We start from the raw sequence: 20,629 nt of genomic DNA on the forward strand, positions 1-20,629 counted from the left end.
CGTCATCGTCAGGTTTGATAGCCAGCCAGTGCTAGCGATGCAGCACATACTGCCCGGTAAACGTCACCGCATCCTCATCACTCCCGGCATTCACAATCCGCGCATGCAGCGTCAATCGTGCCCGGCCGTAGCGTTCGTACATCGTCAGGAATTTCTTCCACACCGCCGCACTCGGAGCTTCACAGAGGGCAATCCCGTCGGTGGTCACCGGCAGCGGGTAGCTGATGTGCCCTTCCTGGATCACGATGTGCCCGTCCTCGATGCCGGCTTCACGCAGGCGCAGGTGCAACCAGCCCCAGCCCGCCAGCACGGCGGCGCAGTACAGGCTGCCGCCGAACATGGTGCTCTTGTGGTTGACGTTGGCTGCCAACGGTAGCTGCAGGCGTAATTGCCCGGACTGCCAGTCGAGCACCTTGAGGCCCATCTCCTGCGTCAGGGGGATGTCGTGGTGCAGGATTGATTCCAGGTAACGACTGTCGTGGTTCATGCGCGGACCTCAGGGTGGGTTGCCGGGATGACAGATGGCGATATGCGGCTCAATCGAGTTCCTCGGCGCTGTTGTGGGCGCCGGCGGCGTCGGCGAAATTCAGGCCGTGTTTGCGCAGCTTGTCATGCAGGGTCTTGCGCGGTACCCCGAGGGCTTCGGCGACGCTGCGCAGGGAACTGTGGGAGCGCGCCAGTTCGGCGGCGATCAGGTTTTTCTCGAAGTTTTCCACTTGCTCGCTGAGGTTGCCGCTGGGTTCGGCACTCAGCGGCGCGGGACTGCCATCGGCGGCCGTGGGGTCGAGCGCCAGTTCCAGGCCGAGGGCAAAACGCTCGGCGGCATTCTGCAGCTCGCGCACATTACCCGGCCAGCGATGGCGCAGCAGCAGCGCCCGTTGCCCCGGGAGCAGTTCGTGGGGCGCCAGGCCATGGCGTTCGCTGGCTTCATCGGCAAAGTGCTGGAACATCATCAGGGCATCTTCGCCGCGTTCGCGCAGTGGCGGAATGCGCAGCGGCGCGACGTTCAGGCGGTAGTAGAGGTCGGCGCGAAAACGCCCCTGGTCGGCGGACTGACGCAAGTCTTCCTTGGTGGCGGCAATGATGCGGATGTCCAGCGGGATCAACTGATTGCCCCCCAGCCGTTCCACCACCCGCTCTTGCAGCAGACGCAGGAGCTTGACCTGCACGTCCAGGCTCATGCTTTCGATTTCATCGAGGAACAGCGTGCCGCCATTGGCAAATTCGAACTTGCCGATGCGCCGCTTCTGCGCCCCGGTGAACGCCCCCGGTTCGTGACCAAACAGCTCGCTCTCGACCACCGACTCGGCCAACGCCCCGGCGTTGATCGCGACGAAGGGGCCGTTGCGGCGGTTCGACAAGTCGTGCAGGGCGCGGGCCACCACTTCCTTGCCGGCGCCGGTCTCACCGAGGACCAGCACGTCGGCCTTGGTCGGGGCCAGCGCGCCGATCTGCTCGCGCAGGCGCAGCATCGACGGCGACTGGCCGATCAGCCGCGTACTCAGTTCATTGCGATCGCTCAGGGCCAGGCGCAGGCTGCGGTTTTCCAGGACCAGGCGGCGCAGGGCCAGGGCCCGGCGCACGCTGTCGAGCAGGGCATCGCTGGCGAAGGGTTTTTCGAGGAAGTCATAGGCCCCGGCGCGCATCGCCTGCACCGCCAACGGAACGTCACCGTGACCGGTAATCAGCAAGACCGGCAGCTCCGGGTCCTGGCCGTGCAGTTCGGCCAGCAACTCCAGACCGTCCATGCCGGGCATGCGAATGTCGCTGACCACCACGCCGGGCCAGTCGCGCTCCAGCCGCGCGGCCAGGCCCTGGGCTTGCGCCAGCGGCAGGATCTTCAGCCCGGCCAGGTCCAGCGTCTGGCTCAGGGCCTGGCGCAGGTGCGGATCGTCGTCGATCAGTACCACTTCAATCCGATTGTCGATCAGGTTGCTCATTCACTGCGGTCCTCGGACGGTTGCAGGCTTACACCGGGTGCGCCAGCGCGCAGCCGCAGGGTGATCAGGGCGCCGCCTTCCTTGTGGTTGGCGAACGACAGTTCACCGCCGAAGGCGCGCATCAGGGTTTCGCAGATGGCCAGCCCCAGGCCAAGGCCCTGGGTGCGGGTCTTGGTGGTGTAGAACGGCTCGCTGGCGCGGCTCAGGGCTTCCATGCAGAACCCCGGGCCGTTATCGCGAATGTACAGATTGACGCCCTCGGCGGTGGTTTCGGCACTCAACCAGAGTTTGCGCGGCGGACCTTTTTCGGTGAGGGCATCGAGGGCGTTGGCCAGCAGGTTGCCCAGCACCTGGCGCAGCCGGGTTTCGCCGGCCTCGACCCACAGCGCGGCGGCTGGCAGGTCGCGGATCAGTTCCACTTCCATGCTGCGGCGACGCTTGGCCAGCAACGCCAGGGCGTCGTCCAGCGCCGGTTGCAGGGCGACGCTTTCCGGGGCGTGGCGGTCGCGCCGGGCAAAGGCGCGCAGATGGGCGATGATCGAGGCCATGCGCCCGGTCAGTTCGCTGATCAGCTTGAGGTTGCCACGGGCATCGTCGGTGCGTTGATGATCGAGCAGCACCTCGGCGTTCTCGGCGTAGCTGCGGATGGCCGCCAGCGGTTGATTGAGTTCGTGGCTGATGCTCGCCGACATAGTGCCCAGCGCCGAGAGTTTACCGGCCTGGACCAGGTCGTCCTGGGCGCGTACCAGCTCCTGTTGCGCCTGCTCACGCTCCAGCACTTCTTCCCGGAGCCGGCGGTTGAGGCCTTCCAGGTCACTGGTCCGCTCAGCCACCCGGACTTCCAGTTCACGCCGGGTCCTGGCTTCGAAGTCGATGCGCTGCAGGTAGTGGCGGCGGCGCTGCATCATCAGCCCCAGCAGCAACATCAGCACCAGCAGCGTCGCACCGCCGGTGGCCACCACGGTGCGCACGGGGCGGTCGATCAGGGTCCTGGGCGCAAGGATGCTGACGCGCCAGCCGGTCTCGTCGATCTGCTGGGTCTGGGTCAACCAGGCATTCTGGTCGATCTGCAAGGGCCGTGGATCGAGGGTCGGGTAGGGCTGCACGGCGGCGATGGCGGTGCGCTCATCCTCCGTCAGTGGCCGGCTTGCACGGAAGCGCCAGTCCGCCCGCGAGGTGAGGATGACCACGCCGTTGTGATCGGTCACCAGCAGTTGTTCCGGGGTTTTGCCCCACAGGCTTTCGGTGTGGTCCAGGTCGACCTTGATCACCAGCACACCGAGTATCTGTTCGCCTTCGCGCACGGCGGCAGCGAAGTAATAGCCACGTTTGGTGGAGGTGGTGCCCAGGCCGAAAAAGCGCCCGAGGCGACCCTGCATCGCTTCGCTGAAGTAGGGGCGGAAGGCGAAGTTGCGGCCGATGAAGCTGTCCTGCTTGTCCCAGTTCGACGTGGCCAGGGTGTTGCCGCGCACGTCCATCAGGTACATGACCTCGGCCCCGGTCTGGGCGCTGATGTTTTTCAGGAAGCGGTTGGCGTTGCCCTGGGTCACGCCATCGTCCGGCGCCCCGAGGACGGCGCGCAAGGCGGGCAGGTCGCCGAGGATCTGCGGCAACACCTCGTAGCGGTGCAGGGTACCCAGCAGGTTGGCGACGTACAGGTCCAGGGTCTGGCGGTTCTGGCCGGCCAGTTCGCTGCGGTAATAACGCTCGGCCAGGTGCTCCAGCGGCCACAACAAGGGTGCCAGGCACAGGGCAAGCAGGGCCAGGCTGCGCCAACGGGGTCTGCGGGGGAGGGCTGGAGTCATGGGCATCGGGGATCGCCTGGGGGTACCACTGCATTATGCCTAGGCTTGCGCGGCGAGACACTCGCGCAACGCGTTACGTCACGCTGGCCGATCACTGACCGCTGCCGGGGGTTGCGTATCGCCCTGCGCAGTGGCGATATAGACGTCTTATAAAAATGCCAGGGGTTGTTGTATGTTGCTCGCCACGTTGATTCACCGCGCCAGTCTGGCCAGTCCGCAAGTCACCGCAGAGCAAGCACTGGAGCTGCTGCGTGAACACTACGGGCTGAGCGGGACGCTGCAGTCACTGGGCAGCCAGCAGGATCTCAACTATCGGCTCGACAGTGATCAGGGGCGCTTCGTCCTGAAAATCTGCCGGGGCGACTACGCCGCGTTGGAGCTCGAGGCCCAGCACGCCGCGCTCAAACACCTGGCGGCACGTCCCGGGTTGCATGTCCCGCGGGTCATCGCGGCGAAGAACGGTGCCGACCTGCTGACCCTGGAGCTGGCCGGCCAGTCCCTGCACGTGCGCGTGCTCGACTACATCGACGGACAATCCCTGACCCACCTCGATCACCTGGGCCATGAAGTGGTGGCCGGTTTCGGTCGGCTCTGCGGCGAAATGGACCTGGCCCTCGCCGGCTTCACCCACCCGGGGCTGGAGCGCACGTTGCAGTGGGATGCCCGGCATGCCAGCGCATTGATCGAACACCTGCTGCCGGTGATCGGCGACCCGCAACAGCGCGAGCTGATCAGCGCCGCCGCCTTGCACGCCGAGCGACGCTTGTTGCCCCTGCAGGCGAAGCTGCCGGTGCAGGCGATCCACATGGACATCACCGACGACAACGTGGTCTGGACGCGGGACGCGCAACGCCATTGGCAGATGCAGGGAGTCATCGACTTCGGCGACCTGATCCGCACCTGGCGCATCACCGATCTGTCGGTGACCTGCGCGGCGCTGCTGCACCATGCCGATGGCGACCCGATGGTGATCCTGCCGGCGGTGCACGCCTACCACGCGGTCAATCCGCTGCAGCGTGAAGAGTTGCAGGCACTGTGGCCGCTAATTGTGGCGCGGGCCGCGGTGCTGGTGCTCAGCGGTGAGCAGCAGGTGAGCATCGATCCGCAGAACCAGTACAGCCGCGACAACCTGAGCCACGAGTGGGAGATCTTCCGTGTTGCCACCTCGGTGCCGTTCGAGCTGATGGAGGCGGCGATCCTGGTGACGGCCGGCGAGTCGCTGCCAGTGATCGCCAGCCAGGGATTTGCCCCCTTGCTGCCGAGCCTGGTGGGACGCGAGTTCGCCCTGATCGACCTGGGCGTGCTGAGTGCCCATTTCGAAGCCGGCAACTGGGAGCAGGAGGGGATCGATCAGCGTCTGCTGCTGGAAGCGGCGTCAGCCCACGGCCTGGCGGCCAGTCGCTACGGGCAGTACCGCTTGTCCCGGACCCGCCCGGACAGTGCGCAGGAACCGGACACTTACCCGCTGCACGTTGACTTGCAGGTGCCGGCGGGCACTGCGGTCGAGGCGCCGTTTGCCGGTGTCGTCCACCTGAGCACCGATGGCCGCCTGCAACTCGACAGTGCCCAGTTGAGCGTGCGCCTGTGGGGCGTCAGCCCGTTGCTGCACAGCGGTGCCGCGGTGATCAAGGGCCAGGTGCTGGGGGAGGCCAGCGGCGCATTGCGGGTGCAATTGTGTCGTGGCGCCGAACTTGATCCGCCGCTGTTCTGCACGCCGTCCCGGGCCCCGGCCTGGCAGGCGTTGTGCCCGTCGCCGGCGGCGTTGCTGGGGTTGGCCTGCGATGCTGAGGCCGAGCTTGATCCACGCACGTTGCTGGCCCGCCGGGATGCCAGCTTCGCCCGTTCGCAAAAGCACTATTACGTCGATCCGCCACGCATCGAGCGGGGCTGGCGCAACCACCTGATCGACATGCAGGGCCGCTCCTACCTGGACATGCTCAACAACGTCGCGGTGCTCGGCCACGGTCACCCGCGCATGGCTGCCGAGGCCAGCCGGCAGTGGTCGCTGCTCAACACCAACTCACGCTTTCACTATGCGGCCATCGCCGAGTTCTCCGAGCGCTTGCTGGCGCTGGCGCCGGACTCGATGGACCGGGTGTTCCTGGTCAACAGCGGCAGCGAGGCCAACGATCTGGCGATCCGCCTGGCGTGGGCCTACAGCGGCGCGCGCGACATGCTCAGTGTGTTGGAGGCGTATCACGGCTGGACGGTGGGGGCGGACGCGGTGTCGACCTCGATCGCCGACAACCCCAAAGCACTCAGCAGCCGCCCGGACTGGGTGCACCCGGTTACCGCACCCAACACCTACCGGGGTGAGTTCCGTGGGCCCGACAGTGCGCCGGATTACGTGCGCAGTGTCGAGCACCACCTGGCTCGGCTGGACGAGCAGAAGCGCCCGTTGGCGGGCTTTATCTGCGAGCCGGTGTATGGCAATGCCGGTGGCATCTCGTTGCCAGCGGGGTATCTGCAGCAGGTCTATGGGCTGGTCCGCGCCCGCGGCGGGGTGTGCATCGCCGATGAGGTGCAGGTGGGTTATGGGCGCATGGGCAAGTTTTTCTGGGGCTTCGAGGAGCAGGGTGTGGTCCCGGACATCATCACCATGGCCAAGGGCATGGGCAATGGCCAGCCGTTGGGGGCGGTGATTACCCGGCGGGAAATTGCCGAAGCGCTGGAAGCTGAAGGGTATTTCTTCTCTTCGGCCGGTGGCAGTCCGGTGAGTTGCCGCATCGGCATGGCGGTGCTGGATGTGATGCAAGAAGAAAAGCTGTGGGAAAACGCCCAGGTCGTTGGCGGTCATTTCAAGGAGCGTCTGGAAGCCTTGATCGAGCATCATCCGTTGGTCGGTGCCGTGCACGGCTCCGGTTTTTACCTGGGGGTCGAACTGGTCCGCAACCGCGAGACGCTGGAGCCGGCCACCGAAGAAACCGCCCGGCTGTGCGACCGTCTGCGCGAGCTGGGGATCTTCATGCAACCGACCGGAGACTACCTCAACGTCCTCAAGATCAAGCCGCCGATGGTGACGTCGCGCCAGAGTGTCGACTTTTTTGTCGACATGCTGGCGAAGGTGCTGGACGAAGGGTTGTAAGCCCGCGCTGGCGAGGGTGGCCGTTCGGCCGCCATCGCTGGCAGGCCAGCTCCCACAGGTTTGATGGGTGTCTGCAAAACCTATGAGCTCCGTGGGAGCGGGCTTGCCCGCGATAGGGCCAGTAAACCCTCCATAAATATCGATTATTATCGGCATTAACAGCTAGAAAAATATAAATGCGCATATCAGGCCCTTTAAAAGCCGATTTTTATCGGTTATAAAGTCGCCTGACGCCGCGCTGTGGATTTCTGCGCCCGGCCGAACCTCTTTCTGTCATCGGTCGATGCCACGCTCGGCCCCCTGCACCCGCCCGGGAGATGATTCATGAGTCGTATCGTTACTGTCGCCGCTACCCAGATGGCCTGTTCCTGGGACCTTGAAGCCAACATTGAGACCGCCGAGAAGCTGGTCCGTGAGGCCGCGGGCAAGGGCGCGCAGATCATCCTGATCCAGGAGCTGTTCGAAGCCCCGTACTTCTGCCAGAAGCCGAACCCGGACTACCTGCAACTGGCGAGCCGCGTTGAAGACAACGTGGCCATCAAGCACTTCCAGAAAGTCGCCAGGGAGTTGCAGGTGGTCCTGCCGATCAGCTTCTACGAGCTGGCGGGCCGGGCGCGCTTCAACAGCATCGCGATCATCGATGCCGATGGCAGCAACCTGGGGATTTATCGCAAGAGCCACATCCCCGATGGCCCGGGCTACCACGAAAAGTATTACTTCAACCCGGGCGACACCGGCTTCAAGGTGTGGAACACCCGCTACGCGAAAATCGGCGTGGGCATCTGCTGGGACCAGTGGTTCCCGGAGTGCGCCCGCAGCATGGCGCTGCTCGGCGCCGAGATCCTGTTCTACCCGACGGCCATCGGCAGCGAACCGCACGACAAGAGCATCTCCTCGCGCGACCACTGGCAGCGCGTGCAACAGGGCCATGCCGGCGCCAACCTGATGCCGTTGATCGCCAGCAACCGCATCGGCAACGAAGAGCAGGACGGCTACGACATCACCTTCTACGGTTCTTCGTTCATCGCCAACCAGTTCGGCGAGAAGGTCGAGGAGCTCAACCAGACCGAAGAAGGCATACTGGTGCACAGTTTTGATCTGGATGAGCTGGAGCACATCCGCAGCGCCTGGGGTTCGTTCCGTGATCGGCGTCCGAACCTGTATGGCCCGCTGAAAACCCTAGACGGTTCCCTGGAGTCCTGATTGTTATGACCACTTTGCACAGCACCCCCCGCGCCGACGGTTTCTACATGCCGGCTGAATGGGCCCCCCAGACCCAGGCCTGGATGGTCTGGCCCGAGCGCCCGGACAACTGGCGCCTGGGCGGCAAGCCCGCTCAAGCGGCCCACGTGGCGGTGGCCAAGGCCATTGCCCGCTTCGAACCGGTGACCGTTGCCGTGTCCGCCGGCCAATACGAAAACGCCCGGGCCCGCCTCGACGTACCGAATATTCGCCTGGTCGAGATGTCCAGCGATGACGCCTGGGTGCGGGACACCGGCCCGACGTTCGTCATCAACAACAGCGGTGAAGTACGCGGAGTGCACTGGGACTTCAATGCCTGGGGCGGTTTCGACGGCGGCCTGTACTCGCCGTGGAACCGTGACGCACAAGTTGCCGGCAAGATCCTCGAGATCGAGCGCAGTCCGCGTTACCGCACCGAGGGCTTCGTGCTCGAAGGCGGTTCGATCCACGTCGACGGCGAAGGCACGCTGATCACCACCGAAGAATGCCTGCTCAACCGCAATCGCAACGCGCACCTGAGCCGCAGCGAAATTGAAGCGGTGCTCAGCGCGCAACTGGCTGTGGATAAGATCATCTGGCTGCCGGACGGTCTGTACAACGACGAAACCGATGGCCATGTGGATAACTTCTGCTGCTACGTGCGTCCCGGTGAAGTGCTGCTGGCCTGGACCGACGACCCGCAGGACCCGAACTACCCACGTTGCCAGGCGGCCATGAAGGTCCTGGAAAACAGCACCGACGCCAAGGGTCGCCCGTTTGTCGTACACAAGATGCCGATTCCGGGGCCGCTGTATGCCACGGAGGAAGAGTGTGCCGGGGTTGATCCGGTAGACGGCACCCAGGAGCGTAATCCTACGGTGCGCCTGGCCGGTTCCTACGTGAACTTCCTGATCGTCAACGGCGGCATCATTGCCCCGAGCTTCGACGATCCGCTGGATGGCCCGGCCAAGGAAATCCTGCAGAACCTGTTCCCGCAGCATGAAGTGGTGATGGTGCCGGGGCGTGAACTGTTACTGGGTGGCGGCAACATTCATTGCCTGACCCAACAGCAGCCTGCACCGCACAAAGGTTGAGTGAAGATGTAACAGCCTGTGGCGAGCGATGACCGGGTTTTTTAGCCCACGACATCGAGTCATGCCCAGCAAGCCCGCAGCCCGGAAGGCCTGCGGGCTTTTTATTGCCGCACGTCGGGCTGCCAGTCGCCTTGGCATAGCTCTTGTATATGCCCGTGAGTAATTCTCGGGAATGTAGAACGGCGTTGTTCTGTCATAAACCTTGGATAAGTTGGCCGCTCAAGAACCGGGAGAGAGCGCTGCAATGAACAGGGTCAGCGAGCAGCCAGCGCATCCCTTGGCACTGAATGGCGAGTCGCTGCAGGTGCTGGCGCAATGGTTGAAGTCTAATGGAACGCGACAGGTCAGAGACTCTGACCCGCGCAGGATGATGATCGAGCGATACCCCGCTGGTTTGTTCAGCGAGGCGGAACTCGAAGCGCTGTGGGATGTGATGCAAGGATAGACAACAAGGGATTGGTAAAGCGCTGCCGGGATGGCAGCGCTTTTTTTTGCCCTTTAGAAACTGTAGGTCCCGGTGACGACCAGGCTGCGGGGTGCCCCTGGCTGGATCTGGTAGGCGCTGGTCGACGACTCGTAGTAAGTCTTGTCGCTGATGTTGTTCAGCGCCGCGCGCAGGTCCCAGTCTTTCTGGCGGAAACCGGCCAGGGCGTCCCAGCGGCCGTAACCGGGCAGGACCGTGGTGTTGAGGTTGTCGGCGTAACGATCGCCCACCAGGGTCAGGCCAGTCTCGGCGTACCAGCCCATCTCCGGTTTCCAGGTGATGAACAGGCTGCCGTTGCGCTTGGCGACGTTGCTGATGCGCTTGCCTTCAAAGCCGTTGTTGTCCTTCTCGACGGTGGCGTCCTGAAAGCCCATGCCCCCTCGCAGATACCAGTTGCCGGTGATTTTCCCGGCGCCGGTCAGTTCGATGCCGCGCGAGCGTTGCATGCCGGTCAGCAGGGTCACGGTCGGATCGTTGGGATCGCTGGTGCGACGGTTGTAGAGCTCAAGCTCGTAGATCGCCAGGGTCGTGCTCAGGCGGTCATCGAGCCAGTCACTCTTCACGCCGATTTCCTTTTGCTTGGTCAGCTCGGGGCTCAGGTCGTTGACGTTGGTGGTCAGGCCCGGGGTGATGCCGATCAGGCCGCCGCCGACGGGCGAGAAGGTCTTGCTCCAGGAGGCGTAGAACGAGTGGTTCTGCAGCGGGGTCCAGACCACGCCGAGCCGTGGGCTGGTGCTGTGGCTGTCGCGGTCTTCGGAGAGGTTCTTGAGCTGGTTGGTCGAGTCGACATCGAAGGTGTCATACCGCACGCCGGCCAGCAGTTGCCATTGATCGTTGAGGCGCAGTTGGTCCTGCAGGTAAATGGCGCGGCTTTCGACTTCGGTGTGGGAGTCGCTGAAGACCTGCATGCGCCCGGTGTGCACGATATTCCGGTCCGGGTTGTACAGGTCCAGGCCTGGCACCGGGCTGTTGCCCGGTGGTGTGGTGGCCGCGTTGTACAGCTTCGGATCCCGGCGCTGGCTGCCCAGCTCCAGCCCGCTGAGCAGGCGATGCTCGAGGCCGAAGGTGCTGAAGCCGCCTTCCAGTTCCAGGTTGTTGAACACATTGCGGGTGGTCAGGTCCTGCTGCCAATGCTGGCGAACCACCTGGTTGGTCGTGGTGTTCACATTGGTGACGTAGGTGTTGTCGAAATCACTGTTGAGCTTGAACACCCCCAGGGTGTGGCGCAGTTGCCAGTTGTCGGCAAGCTCGTAACTGAGTTTCGAGCGCAGGGACTGCGACTTGTCATCGATGAAGTCGTTATCGGTGCCGTAGGTGGTATCGCGGCCGACGTCGGCGGGCCGTCCGTTGATGGCCGGGATGCCACGATCGGGCGTGCGGTTGTAGCGGCTGTATTCGTATTGCACCAACCAGTTCAGGTCCGGTGTCAGTTGCCAGCTCATCGACGGTGCGAACAGTTGGCGGCTGCCACTGACGCCGTCACGAAAGCTGTTTTCATCCAGGTTGCCCATGTTCAGGCGCAGGCTGAGGTTTTCGCTCGGGTCGGTGCTCAGGTCGGCATACAGGCTGCGCATGTCCTCGCTGCCGCCCTGGGCTTCGATGGTCGAGCGGCGGCCGAATTCTGGCAACTTGCTTACCCGATTGACGATCCCGCCTTGGCTGCCACGGCCGTACAGCACCGCGGCCGGGCCTTTGAGCACTTCGATGCGCTCGATGTTGTGCAGGTCGCGCACGTACTGGCTGTCGTCGCGGATGCCGTCGAGGTAGAAGTCGTTGCTGGCGTCGAAGCCGCGGATGCGCAAGCTGTCGAAGCGCGTGTCGGCGCCGCTGCTGACGTTGGGGATGCCGCCCAGGGCCGTGCCCAGGTCGTTGGTGCCGTAGTCGGAGAGGTTGGCGGTCTTGATCGAGTCGATGGCCTGCGGGACGTAGCGCACCGGGGTGGCGGTGCGGGTCGCGGTGCTGACTTCCTTGACCCGTGGATCGTCGACTTCGCCCACTTCGGCGCTGATCGAGGTGGCGGGCAATTCAGTGGTGGCAGCGCAGGTAAAACCGCCGGTCAACGAGGCGCACAGGCCCAGGGTGACGGACGTAAGACGAAAGGGGGCAGGCATTTGAAACGCATCCGAAGGGGTGGGTCATTCGAGGGTGCGAATGGTAATGCTTGCTATTTACTTCCGTTAATTATTCCTGAAGCGTTACACGGATTGATTGTTTCTAATTATTTCTTAGGGATTCGACCGCTCTGCGCAACACACCAAATCGCGGGGTGAGGTTTTTCCAGGCATGCGCCAGGCATAACCTGCTGCCCTCCCATTCTGAGCCTTTGCTGGAGCCCTGCATGTCTGGCCCGACCCTTCACTACATTTACGATCCCTTGTGTGGCTGGTGCTATGGCGCCAAACCCCTGGTGCAGGCCGCTCAGGCGGTTTTGCCGGTGTTGCTGCACGGCGGCGGCATGATGACCGGCGCCAACCGGCAGCCGGTGAGTGCGCAACTGCGCGACTACGTGATGCCCCACGACCGGCGAATTGCCGAGTACAGCGGGCAGCCGTTTGGCCAGGCGTATTTCGATGGGCTGCTGCGCGATCACTCGGCAGTCTTCGATTCTGCGCCACCGACCGCGGCGGTGCTGGCGGCGCAGCGTCTGGGTGGTCGGGGCCTGGAACTGCTCGGGTGCCTGCAGAGCGCGCACTATGTGCACGGCCGGCGCATTGCCGACGCGGCGGTGCTGCGGGAACTGGCCGCCGCTATTGGGCTGGACGCCGAGGCCTTTGACGCCGAGTTCAAGCAGGTGGTGGCCAACGAGTTGCAGGTCCACTTCAAGCACAGCCGGTCGCTGCTGGCAGAGGTCGGCGGGCAGGGGTTTCCGACGCTGGTGCTGGAGCACGATGGCCAGTTTTCCCTGATCGATATCGGCCCTTGGCTGGGCCAACCCGAAGCCTTTGCCCAATGGCTGGGCCAGTCGCTGAAACAGCCTGAAGGTGATCGTGCGGCGGCGGGTCCGGCCTGCGGGCTGGACGGCTGTAGTCATTGATCGAGTGGGCTCGGCCGTTCGTCGGAGGGCCTGCGAGTGCGCTTGGCAACTGATTTCTTAGACAATTTTCGTCTTATTACAGACGATTCACGAAATTGACACACTGTTACATGCGCGGCTAGGATTCGCGCCAACGCCTGTGGCACGTAGCCACGACTCAAAACAATAAAAAGGGCCCGCCACGCTTTTGTGTGGGCGGGCCCTTTTGTTTAGGGATGAAAAAAGAGCGCAAAAGCAGCCATTTCAGCCAGCGGTCACAGCGCGTATCAACCCGTAATAAGGAAAATAACATGTTGAATAAGCGTATTAGTCTGATCGCACTGGGGATGTTGAGCGCGACTCAAGCAATGGCCAATGACCAAGCTGAGTCCAAGGGTTTTGTTGAAGACAGCAGCCTGAAAGTGCTGCTGCGCAACGCTTACATCAATCGCGATTACAAGGATGGTAACGACGACAAGGCCGAATGGGGCCAGGCTGCCATTGGCACCTTCTCCTCGGGCTTCACCCAGGGCACCGTAGGTGTCGGCGTGGACGCTTTCGGTCTGTACGCTCTGCGCCTGGACGGCGGCAAAGGCCGTAGCGGTGCCGGTGGTATCGACTTCTTCAAGCAAGGCGACAGCGGCGCTGCGGCCAACGACCTGTCCAAGGCTGGCGCGGCGGTGAAATTCCGTCTGTCGAGCACCGTGCTGACCTACGGTGACCAGATGCCGGCCCTGCCGGTGCTGAACTACGACAACTCCCGCCTGCTGCCGGAAAGCTACACCGGTACCCTGATCACTTCCAAAGATATCGAAGGCCTGGAACTGAACGCCGGTCGTTTCACTGCCGAGTCGCGTAAAAGCGCGGAAGGCCGTGACAGCGGTGGTCTGAAGTCGATCAACGTGTTGGGCGGTAGCTACCAGTTCACCGAGCAGTTCAAGGGCGCGCTGTACGCTTCCGACGTCGAAGACGTGCTGAAGAAGCAGTACATCAACCTGAACTACGTGTTCCCGCTGGCCAGCGATCAGTCCCTGACCCTGGACCTGAACGGCTACCGCACCAAGCTGGAAGATTCCTACGTTCGTGAAAGCGGCGCCACAGGCGACGATAACAAGATCTGGAGCCTGGCCGCCACCTTCGCCACCGGCCCGCACTCGTTCACCCTGGCGCACCAGCGCAGCACCGGTGACAGCAACCTGGGCTACGCCTACGGCGGCTACCAGAAAGACCAGGGTCGTGTCGGTGACGGTGGCAACACCATCTACCTGGCCAACTCCTACTGGTCCGACTTCAACGCTGAAGACGAGCGCAGCTGGCAGTTGGGCTACGGCCTCGACTTCGGCGCTTTCGGCGTGCCTGGCCTGACCTACAACGTGGCTTACGTGCGTGGCGACAACATCACCACCTCCACCAGCACCGGTGGCACCGAGCGCGAAATCTTCAACCAGTTCAAGTACGTGGTCCAGAGCGGCCCGGCCAAAGACCTGAGCGTGAAGCTGCGTAGCTCGATCCTGCGTGTGTCGCAGAAATCCAGCGAATACAACGTCAGCGGCAACGAGCTGCGGGTGTACGTGGATTACCCGATCAACGTGTTCTGATACAGCGTGCGTGATCGCGGCCTGATACCAGGCTGACAAAAAAGCCCCGACTGGTTCGGGGCTTTTTCATGGGCGGTGAGGGCTAGTCGTGTCGCTGGCCTTCTATCGCCTCGATCATGGCCACAGGCCGACCCTGCCGGTCCATATAGGCTGCCAGTTGCTCAAGGCGCTGCTCCAACGCCAGCAACAGGCGATTGCGGGTGGCCTGTACTTCGCTCTTGTTGAAGAAGCCCGGCTCCACGGTGTAGAGGTTGAACATTCGGTTGATCTGCGCCGGTGAGCAGATGATGCAGTTCTGCGCGGAGCTGTGGTTGTACAGCGCGACCATTTCCCCGGTGGTGGTGTCGGCCGGGTGCATGAACAGCATGCTGATGGACTGGCCTTCGCGGATCCGCACGTTCTTGTCGGCCAACTGGAAGCAGGCTTCCTTGCCGTCGCGCAATTTCACCCAGAACTCGTGCTCGTGAACGTTGCGGCTGCTGACGTAGGACGATGACGAACCGCCGCCGACGTAGCCACTGCCATTGCTGATGTAGCCACCGCCCGAGCTGTGGGAGTGACCGGCCTGCAGGTGCAGTTGGTTGCGTTTCTGGCTGTCCAGCACTTCGCCGCTGACCACGAAGAAGTTGAACGAGCGCTCGTAGTGGTTGAACGGTTCGTCGATGAACAGATCGTCTTCGGGCGTCAGGCTGATGTCATACATGGTGCGGATCATTTCATCCCGCGCCGCCTTGTCGTTTTTCGCCCGCAGTTGCAGTTCGGCCCGGCGAATCCTGGCGTCGTCGATGGCCTTGAGGGCTTGCGCCTTGACGATCGGGGTCTTTTCCTGGGCATAGGCGGCGGCCTTTTCGGTCGCCTCCTTGAGCACCGGCGCGGCTTTGTGCCCAGCCTCGACGGCCAGGTCCTTGGCCTTGCTCAGGGCTTGAGTGGCCTTGGCCGCCAGCTCAGGGTTGGCATCGATCGCTTTCTGCTTGAGGTCGTTCCACAGGCTCATGCGTCATTCCTCATCCGTTACCTATGAAAAGGCCGCCTGCGATCGTGCACGGTTTTCCCGTTGCAGGCGGCCGATCAATCACTCGACAGCGCTCGTCAGCTCGGGGTTACCGAAGCCTTTGAGTGCTGCGTTGGACTTGGCGAAGTACTGGCTCCAGAAGCCTTCGAGGTTCTGGATCATCTTGCCGCTGCGGTAGCCGTTCTTGATCTGGGTGGGCACGAAGGCCGCCCCATGCACATAGACCCGGGCCCCGCCAAAGTCAGCCAGCAGGTTCTGCTTTTCGACCTTCGCCAGTTCCACCTGCGGGTTGATCTCGCGGATCCCGTTGTTGCTGTAGAAGCTGCCGAAGTCGCTGTACTCGAGCATGTCGGACATCAACAGGATGACGTTCTCATTGACCCCTTCGGCGCTCTTGAGGTCGTCGCTGATGGACTTCAGGCTGAACAGGATTTCACTGCGCGGGATGTCCGAGCTGGACTTGCCCATGGCGTTGGCGAAAGCCTTGCCGAAGCGCTGATAGAAGGCGCTCGATTGACCCTTCATGCAGCTGTCGAACTTGCGGCTGGCCATCATCGGCACATCGCCGAGCACGGCCGGGTCGATCGGCTTTTCCAGCTCGCCGGCAAACTGCAGGCGCGTGTAATGGCCGTCGAGGTAGGCGCTGAACGAGTACAGGCGCAGCTTGTCGCCCGGCTGCAGGAAACGCTTGATGTGGCCCCAGGCGGTTTTCTGCAGGTCCTGGGTCAGCGGTGTGGTCTGGTCGACCACCACCGTCAACATGCGCCCGGAAGGCGCACTGCGAAACTGCTCGATCTTGGTTTGGGCGTAGCAGCTCGGCACATCATTGCGCTCCGCTGCCACCAGGGCAGCGGGCACGAATGCCAGAGCCAGCAACAGGCTCTTGAACTTCATCAGACCTCCTGCTTGTCGAGCATTTGCAGCTTGCGCGCACGACGGATAGTGGCGGCGTCCACGCCTTTTTTGTTGGCCACGTAATCGATGTCGTCTTCATCGAAGGCGGTCAGGTCGCCGAAGGCATTGTGGTCGAAGCCGGTGGCCGATGGAGCAGGTGCTGCTGGTGCTGGTGCGGCGACGGGGGCAGGCGCTGGCTCGGGGGCCGGGGCGGCTTCCACGGTTGCGGCCACGACCTGGGCGACGACAGGGGCAGGGGCGGGTGCTGGAGCGGCGACTGGTGCCGGAGCGGGAGCAACGTAGAAGATCTTCAAGGCGGCGAAGCTCTTTTTGTAGTCGCTCAGTTCCGGATCGTTGTCATTGATCTGTTCGAAGCGCGGGTTGGCCCTGGCAATCAAGTCGTTGATTTTGTCATCGTCACCCGCATCAATGGCGGCCTTGAGTTCCTTAACGATCTTGGACATGTAGTCGACGATGACCTGCCGATTCTGCTTGTCGGTTTCTTTTTTGGCGTCTGTTTTTTCCTTGGTCGCCGCCTTTTCGTCTTCTTGGTGGATGTAAGACTCGAAGGTGCGATTCAGCAGATCGGAGCGCAGTTTTTCCTGGTCGGTGCCGCTGACACGGAACACTTTCAATTGCAGGCCTTGCAGCGTACCCAGCGAAGCTTGCGCGTCGTTGGCGACACAGCGGGCTTTGTTGGCGTGATAACGCATGTAGTCATTGGCGCTGGAGAACTTGTGGGTCAGCTCCCAGGCCTTGCGCGAATGCGTGCCGGCAAAGCCGAAGATGAACGCCAGGTAAGTGGAGCTCGCCTGAATGAAGATGAACAGCCCGCTCAAGACGGCAAAGGTCACCAGGGATGCACGGTGCAAGGCATCGATCTGATCCTGCGCCGATTTGCCAGCGGCGTTATCGGACAGTGCCTGCATGTCGTCCGGCAGCGGAACGCCATCGTTGGCCGGGAAGTCGTCGGCCGACTGGCTCACGGCTGGCGGGTTGGCGATCAGGTCGGTTTCCTGGGCATTGAGGGTTTCAGTACGGACCCAGAACGCAGCAATGGCCAGGCCGAGGATGAAAATCCCATAACCGATCAGCATGGTGTAGCGCTTGGCCGGCTTGTCGCCGTCCTTGTCCACTTTGACCCGGTTGAGCATTTGTTGATATTGCGCGTCTGCGTCATCGATGTTGGTGTTGTCGAGTGTGATGACAGCAGTGCTCATCATGTCGCCACCGGCACCGCTGCGACGTAGGTTCTCGTAGGACATGATGTGGTCAACGACGCGGTTTTTGTACAGCGCGCGGCCGGCAAACTCGGACAGGAACAAACCGATAATCGAAATCACCAGGCCGATGGCGAATGCGCCGGCCAGTGCCGTGTTAGGCGTGGCAAGAGTCAGGGCAAATGGCGCCAGGGCGAAACCGAAGGCCGTGGCTTCGATCAGCATCAGCACCACGATCAAGGTCCACAGGCCAATCCCTTTCTCGCGACGACCGTCTTCGTGGATCTTGCCCAGGTAGTCCTGGTTGCGGCGGAAGGCGGCTTCCGACGGTTGGTGTTGACGATAGTAGGCCTCGTAGAACCCACACAACTCCCTCTCAGACGACAGGAAGCCGAGGGGTTTGAGGTTGGTTTCGCTGGCCTTTTCTTTTTCACCTGGGTTCTTGACCCAGTGGCGAATCCGGCCAAAACCCGGCATGCGAATGCGCAGGTTCATCCACCAGTATTTGAAGGAAGACCAGTAAACAATGACCGGAATGGCCATCAGCGTGGTGAACACGACCGGTATGATCACATACCAGTACGCGGTAAAAAACGCGCGGAAAATCTCGAGCATGGGTGGGTTCCTTTCTACTTATCGACGCTTGGGAGTGAACTGAGCGACGTAAGCGTCACCCTGTTTCGGGTAATAGATTTCACCGGCGACCGCATTGCCGGCGCGTTTGTCGAACACGATGTCGATGCAGCTCAACGGGGCTTTTTGCTGATCGAGTGCGAACACGCGGTACAGAATCTGGCTCTCGCCTTCGTAGGTGTTGGCCACCGAGGCGTAGCTCGGGCTCTGCTTTTTCTGGGCGCCGGCAAAGTCGGTGATCAATTGCATCTTCGGTGCCTGGGCCACTTTGGCGCCGTCACGCAGCACGGCAATGGGGCCCACGGCCACGGAGTGACCATTCACCGCAGTGGCCCACGGCTTGCCGTTCAGGCCTGGGAAAAACTCGGTGGTGGCGAATTCCTTCAGCGGCTTGTCGTCCGCCAGACTCTTGACCTGACCCTCGACACGCGGCAGGTCGGCCACGCAGGAGCTGAGCGGGGCCGCCGCGTTGGCGGTGCCGATGATGGCGAACGGCGAGCTTTTCGGCGTGATGCCCATGGCCAACTGCGAGCGGGTATCGGTCACTGGACGGCCACCGAAGTCGACGCCACCCTTGCCGCTGAGCGGCACATTCGGCGAGCTGTCGACAACCACAGGCGCCTTCACCTCAGGCGTTGCAACTGGCGCGGGGGCCTTGCTCGCAGGTTTGCTGGCCACGACCGCAGGCTTGCTCGAAGGCTTGGTAGTCGCCGGCTTGGCGGTAGTTGCAGGCGCGGTGCCGTGGGCGAGGTACTTGGCGTTGCTGCGCTCATTGCGCACGCGCTCCACCAGCAACTGCTCGCTCTGCACTTCGACGAACTCGACACGGCGGTTCTCGGTGCGCCCTTGCTCGGTGGCGTTGTTGGCCAGCGGACGCGATGCACCGGCGCCCTGGTAGTAAATGTTCTGACGGGGAATACCGACATCGGCAAGGATCTGGCCTACGGCGCGCGCGCGTTGCTCCGACAGCTTCTGATTAAAATCAGCCGAGCCCGTGGCATCGGTATGCCCGACCACCAGGATTTTCTTCGTGGCCGGCGCCTTGTCCGCTTGCTTGTCTGTCAGTGCCGTCGCCAGCGACGTCAGTTGGCGACGACCGGCCGGGGTCAGCTCTGCCGAACCCACGGCAAACATCTCCGAGGACTGGACCTGGGCTTCAACCCCAACGGCTTGCAACTTCGGCGCGGCGCTCGGCGTGGCGGCGACATTGGCGTTCAACTCATTGACCTGCATCACCAGGCCTTCCTGCTTGGCCACGGCCTGCAGTTTCTGCACCCGGTCGCGGTACAGCAGGGCCACACCACAACCGGCACCTGCGCCAGCGGTCCCGGCGACCACCATGTCCTTGCCGTCGCCTTTGGTCAGTACCACGACAGCCACACCCACCAACGCACCCACGGCGGCGCCCGTCATACAGGCAGTGGTTCCCGACGACTCGCCCATGTAATTGTCGATCTGCGCACAACCACTCAGGCCGACCGCTACCGCCACCGCAAGGGCCGTAGGTTTCACTCTTCCATTTACACGCATGCCAATGTCCTTTTCCCCATTCCTTAACCCGCCCATCAGACGGAAATTCTTGTCAGCCCAGCAGCTGAATGAGTGACGCCCCGCAGGCAACTGAAAATCGCCGCGGGGCTTGTTGATCGATCGCAGTGCGCGTTCTCGAAAACCTGCGGCCACAAACGACAGGCGCGCAAAAGCCCGAGCCGCGTGCAGTGCGCAGGACTCCAGGCAAACAGGTGATGCAGTGACCCAGGCAAAAGCCCATGGAGGGGAATATCCGTATAAGTGCCAGGCGTTAAAGGCCGGGACGTCCGTGTTCGTAGGTGCCGCTGTGAGGCGACAAATCTAGCACACCAGGGCCGTCAGCCATGGGATCGAGGGTAATGGGCACATGATAGTGGGAAAATGAACAATAGTGGCATTGTGATATGTTGAAAAACGACAAATCTGACTTTTGACAGGCTTTTTGGGTTGGGGGGCGAGGGCGCAGGGGGGGGCAGAGATTTTGAAAGCCTTCTCTGGAGCCTTGTATGGTGCGGCACCAAGAGTCGAATAAGAGTCTAACTATTTGATATCGGTTGAATTTGATTTTTGCAGGTTATATTACTATCCCTTGGGGTATCCTTAAGGGCAAAACTCGTAGTTAACAAACTCAATAACTGCATCGTAGGCTCCACAATCAAAGCTGAAGCTTTAGGCTGGATATGGTCGCCCCCCAAACAGCCCCTTCGAGTCACGGACACTCAGGCAAACTTAGCAAATTGTTTGGTTGCTCCCCATCATTTTCAGTTTTTAGATATTTATGGCCGGCAGCACTGGTCGCAATGGTAACCCAAACTGATTTTCCTCCGGCACTGACATAGAATCGCCATTTTCGAGACTCTATGCCATCTATTGCCACGTTAAGAGTGATTCTCCAGCGTGTACCATCTGCATTCAAACCGCCTACTGATGTGATGCGCTCGTGAGCGCTCATACGGTCTGATTTCCTGATGCACATGATTTGGTGATCTGACATAACAACCTCCGTTGTCGTTTGCCTGGCTTGCGTTGTCTGAATGAGGTGGCAGTGGAATACTGCTCCCCAAAAGTAGCAGTACTCAAGTACAATGTCGAGGGCGTGC

Annotated in this window: 15 protein-coding genes; 6 read left to right on the top strand and 9 right to left on the bottom strand. The window is 62.1% G+C overall.

The genetic code is table 11. The features are described 5' to 3' along the window. Positions 1–31: 31 nt before the first annotated feature. Genes H7995_RS08210 through H7995_RS08220 form a run of 3 tightly spaced genes read right to left on the bottom strand, consistent with a single transcriptional unit; the run spans position 32 to position 3,745 of the window. Entirely contained in the window at positions 32–487 is a 456-nt protein-coding gene (locus H7995_RS08210) for a YiiD C-terminal domain-containing protein (protein ID WP_166590311.1), read from the bottom strand. A 49-nt stretch (positions 488–536) separates the two neighbouring features. Then, positions 537–1,940 carry a sigma-54-dependent transcriptional regulator gene (locus tag H7995_RS08215; RefSeq protein ID WP_185818220.1) on the bottom strand — a complete coding sequence of 468 codons (1,404 nt, stop codon included), beginning with the start codon at positions 1,938–1,940 and terminating at the stop codon, positions 537–539. Beyond that, entirely contained in the window at positions 1,937–3,745 is a 1,809-nt protein-coding gene (locus H7995_RS08220; RefSeq protein ID WP_166590327.1) for a sensor histidine kinase, read from the bottom strand. Before H7995_RS08220 ends, H7995_RS08215 begins: the two co-directional genes overlap by 4 nt. Before the next feature lie 172 nt (positions 3,746–3,917). On the opposite strand from H7995_RS08220, the gene H7995_RS08225 reads away from it, so the two are divergent. The 4 genes from H7995_RS08225 to H7995_RS08240 all read left to right on the top strand — a co-directional run bounded on the left by H7995_RS08225 (position 3,918) and on the right by H7995_RS08240 (position 9,590). Then, positions 3,918–6,830 carry an aminotransferase gene (locus tag H7995_RS08225; protein WP_185818221.1) on the top strand — a complete coding sequence of 971 codons (2,913 nt, stop codon included), beginning with the start codon at positions 3,918–3,920 and terminating at the stop codon, positions 6,828–6,830. A 324-nt stretch (positions 6,831–7,154) separates the two neighbouring features. Further along, on the top strand, positions 7,155–8,033 hold the full coding sequence (aguB, locus tag H7995_RS08230; RefSeq protein ID WP_166590314.1) for an N-carbamoylputrescine amidase: 879 nt from the start codon (positions 7,155–7,157) through the stop codon (positions 8,031–8,033). A 5-nt stretch (positions 8,034–8,038) separates the two neighbouring features. Beyond that, positions 8,039–9,145: an agmatine deiminase gene (gene aguA / locus H7995_RS08235; RefSeq protein WP_166590315.1), complete on the top strand. Its 1,107-nt coding sequence runs from the start codon at positions 8,039–8,041 to the stop codon at positions 9,143–9,145. 244 nt (positions 9,146–9,389) lie between these two features. Further along, positions 9,390–9,590 carry a hypothetical protein gene (locus H7995_RS08240; protein ID WP_182343109.1) on the top strand — a complete coding sequence of 67 codons (201 nt, stop codon included), beginning with the start codon at positions 9,390–9,392 and terminating at the stop codon, positions 9,588–9,590. A 53-nt stretch (positions 9,591–9,643) separates the two neighbouring features. On the opposite strand, the gene H7995_RS08245 is transcribed toward H7995_RS08240, so the two are convergent. Beyond that, positions 9,644–11,740 carry a TonB-dependent receptor gene (locus tag H7995_RS08245; RefSeq protein ID WP_185818222.1) on the bottom strand — a complete coding sequence of 699 codons (2,097 nt, stop codon included), beginning with the start codon at positions 11,738–11,740 and terminating at the stop codon, positions 9,644–9,646. Between the two features lie 227 nt (positions 11,741–11,967). Between H7995_RS08245 and H7995_RS08250 the strand changes: the two genes are divergently transcribed. Both H7995_RS08250 and H7995_RS08255 read left to right on the top strand, forming a co-directional pair. Beyond that, entirely contained in the window at positions 11,968–12,663 is a 696-nt protein-coding gene (locus tag H7995_RS08250; RefSeq protein WP_166590318.1) for a DsbA family protein, read from the top strand. Positions 12,664–12,953: 290 nt separating this feature from the next. Then, positions 12,954–14,240 carry an OprD family porin gene (locus H7995_RS08255; protein ID WP_185818223.1) on the top strand — a complete coding sequence of 429 codons (1,287 nt, stop codon included), beginning with the start codon at positions 12,954–12,956 and terminating at the stop codon, positions 14,238–14,240. Between the two features lie 82 nt (positions 14,241–14,322). Here H7995_RS08255 and H7995_RS08260 read toward each other — a convergent pair whose 3' ends face one another. From H7995_RS08260 to H7995_RS08280, 5 genes are all read right to left on the bottom strand, one after another. Further along, positions 14,323–15,234 (bottom strand): hypothetical protein, encoded by a 912-nt coding sequence (locus H7995_RS08260; protein WP_182343115.1) that lies wholly within the window; start codon positions 15,232–15,234, stop codon positions 14,323–14,325. Between the two features lie 78 nt (positions 15,235–15,312). Continuing rightward, entirely contained in the window at positions 15,313–16,146 is an 834-nt protein-coding gene (locus H7995_RS08265) for a hypothetical protein (RefSeq protein WP_232534575.1), read from the bottom strand. Next, a complete protein-coding gene (locus H7995_RS08270; RefSeq protein ID WP_182343117.1) occupies positions 16,146–17,981 on the bottom strand; it encodes a hypothetical protein in 1,836 nt (611 codons plus the stop codon). The genes H7995_RS08265 and H7995_RS08270 overlap by 1 nt, the downstream gene beginning before the upstream one ends. 18 nt (positions 17,982–17,999) lie before the next feature. Then, the gene (locus H7995_RS08275; protein WP_182343119.1) at positions 18,000–19,529 is read right to left on the bottom strand and encodes an OmpA family protein; all 1,530 of its coding nucleotides are present in this window, start codon (positions 19,527–19,529) and stop codon (positions 18,000–18,002) included. Between the two features lie 709 nt (positions 19,530–20,238). Next, the gene (locus tag H7995_RS08280; RefSeq protein WP_122310355.1) at positions 20,239–20,523 is read right to left on the bottom strand and encodes a DUF3892 domain-containing protein; all 285 of its coding nucleotides are present in this window, start codon (positions 20,521–20,523) and stop codon (positions 20,239–20,241) included. Positions 20,524–20,629 lie beyond the last annotated feature (106 nt).

It is taken from the genome of Pseudomonas kielensis (assembly GCF_014236655.1).
Lineage (GTDB): Bacteria > Pseudomonadota > Gammaproteobacteria > Pseudomonadales > Pseudomonadaceae > Aquipseudomonas > Aquipseudomonas kielensis.

Coding starts and splice junctions, on each gene's coding strand:
- H7995_RS08210 (WP_166590311.1), bottom strand. CDS start 487: ATGAACCACGACAGTCGTTACCTGGAATCAATCCTGCACCACGACATC.
- H7995_RS08215 (WP_185818220.1), bottom strand. CDS start 1,940: ATGAGCAACCTGATCGACAATCGGATTGAAGTGGTACTGATCGACGAC.
- H7995_RS08220 (WP_166590327.1), bottom strand. CDS start 3,745: ATGACTCCAGCCCTCCCCCGCAGACCCCGTTGGCGCAGCCTGGCCCTG.
- H7995_RS08225 (WP_185818221.1), top strand. CDS start 3,918: ATGTTGCTCGCCACGTTGATTCACCGCGCCAGTCTGGCCAGTCCGCAA.
- aguB (WP_166590314.1), top strand. CDS start 7,155: ATGAGTCGTATCGTTACTGTCGCCGCTACCCAGATGGCCTGTTCCTGG.
- aguA (WP_166590315.1), top strand. CDS start 8,039: ATGACCACTTTGCACAGCACCCCCCGCGCCGACGGTTTCTACATGCCG.
- H7995_RS08240 (WP_182343109.1), top strand. CDS start 9,390: ATGAACAGGGTCAGCGAGCAGCCAGCGCATCCCTTGGCACTGAATGGC.
- H7995_RS08245 (WP_185818222.1), bottom strand. CDS start 11,740: ATGCCTGCCCCCTTTCGTCTTACGTCCGTCACCCTGGGCCTGTGCGCC.
- H7995_RS08250 (WP_166590318.1), top strand. CDS start 11,968: ATGTCTGGCCCGACCCTTCACTACATTTACGATCCCTTGTGTGGCTGG.
- H7995_RS08255 (WP_185818223.1), top strand. CDS start 12,954: ATGTTGAATAAGCGTATTAGTCTGATCGCACTGGGGATGTTGAGCGCG.
- H7995_RS08260 (WP_182343115.1), bottom strand. CDS start 15,234: ATGAGCCTGTGGAACGACCTCAAGCAGAAAGCGATCGATGCCAACCCT.
- H7995_RS08265 (WP_232534575.1), bottom strand. CDS start 16,146: ATGAAGTTCAAGAGCCTGTTGCTGGCTCTGGCATTCGTGCCCGCTGCC.
- H7995_RS08270 (WP_182343117.1), bottom strand. CDS start 17,981: ATGCTCGAGATTTTCCGCGCGTTTTTTACCGCGTACTGGTATGTGATC.
- H7995_RS08275 (WP_182343119.1), bottom strand. CDS start 19,529: ATGCGTGTAAATGGAAGAGTGAAACCTACGGCCCTTGCGGTGGCGGTA.
- H7995_RS08280 (WP_122310355.1), bottom strand. CDS start 20,523: ATGTCAGATCACCAAATCATGTGCATCAGGAAATCAGACCGTATGAGC.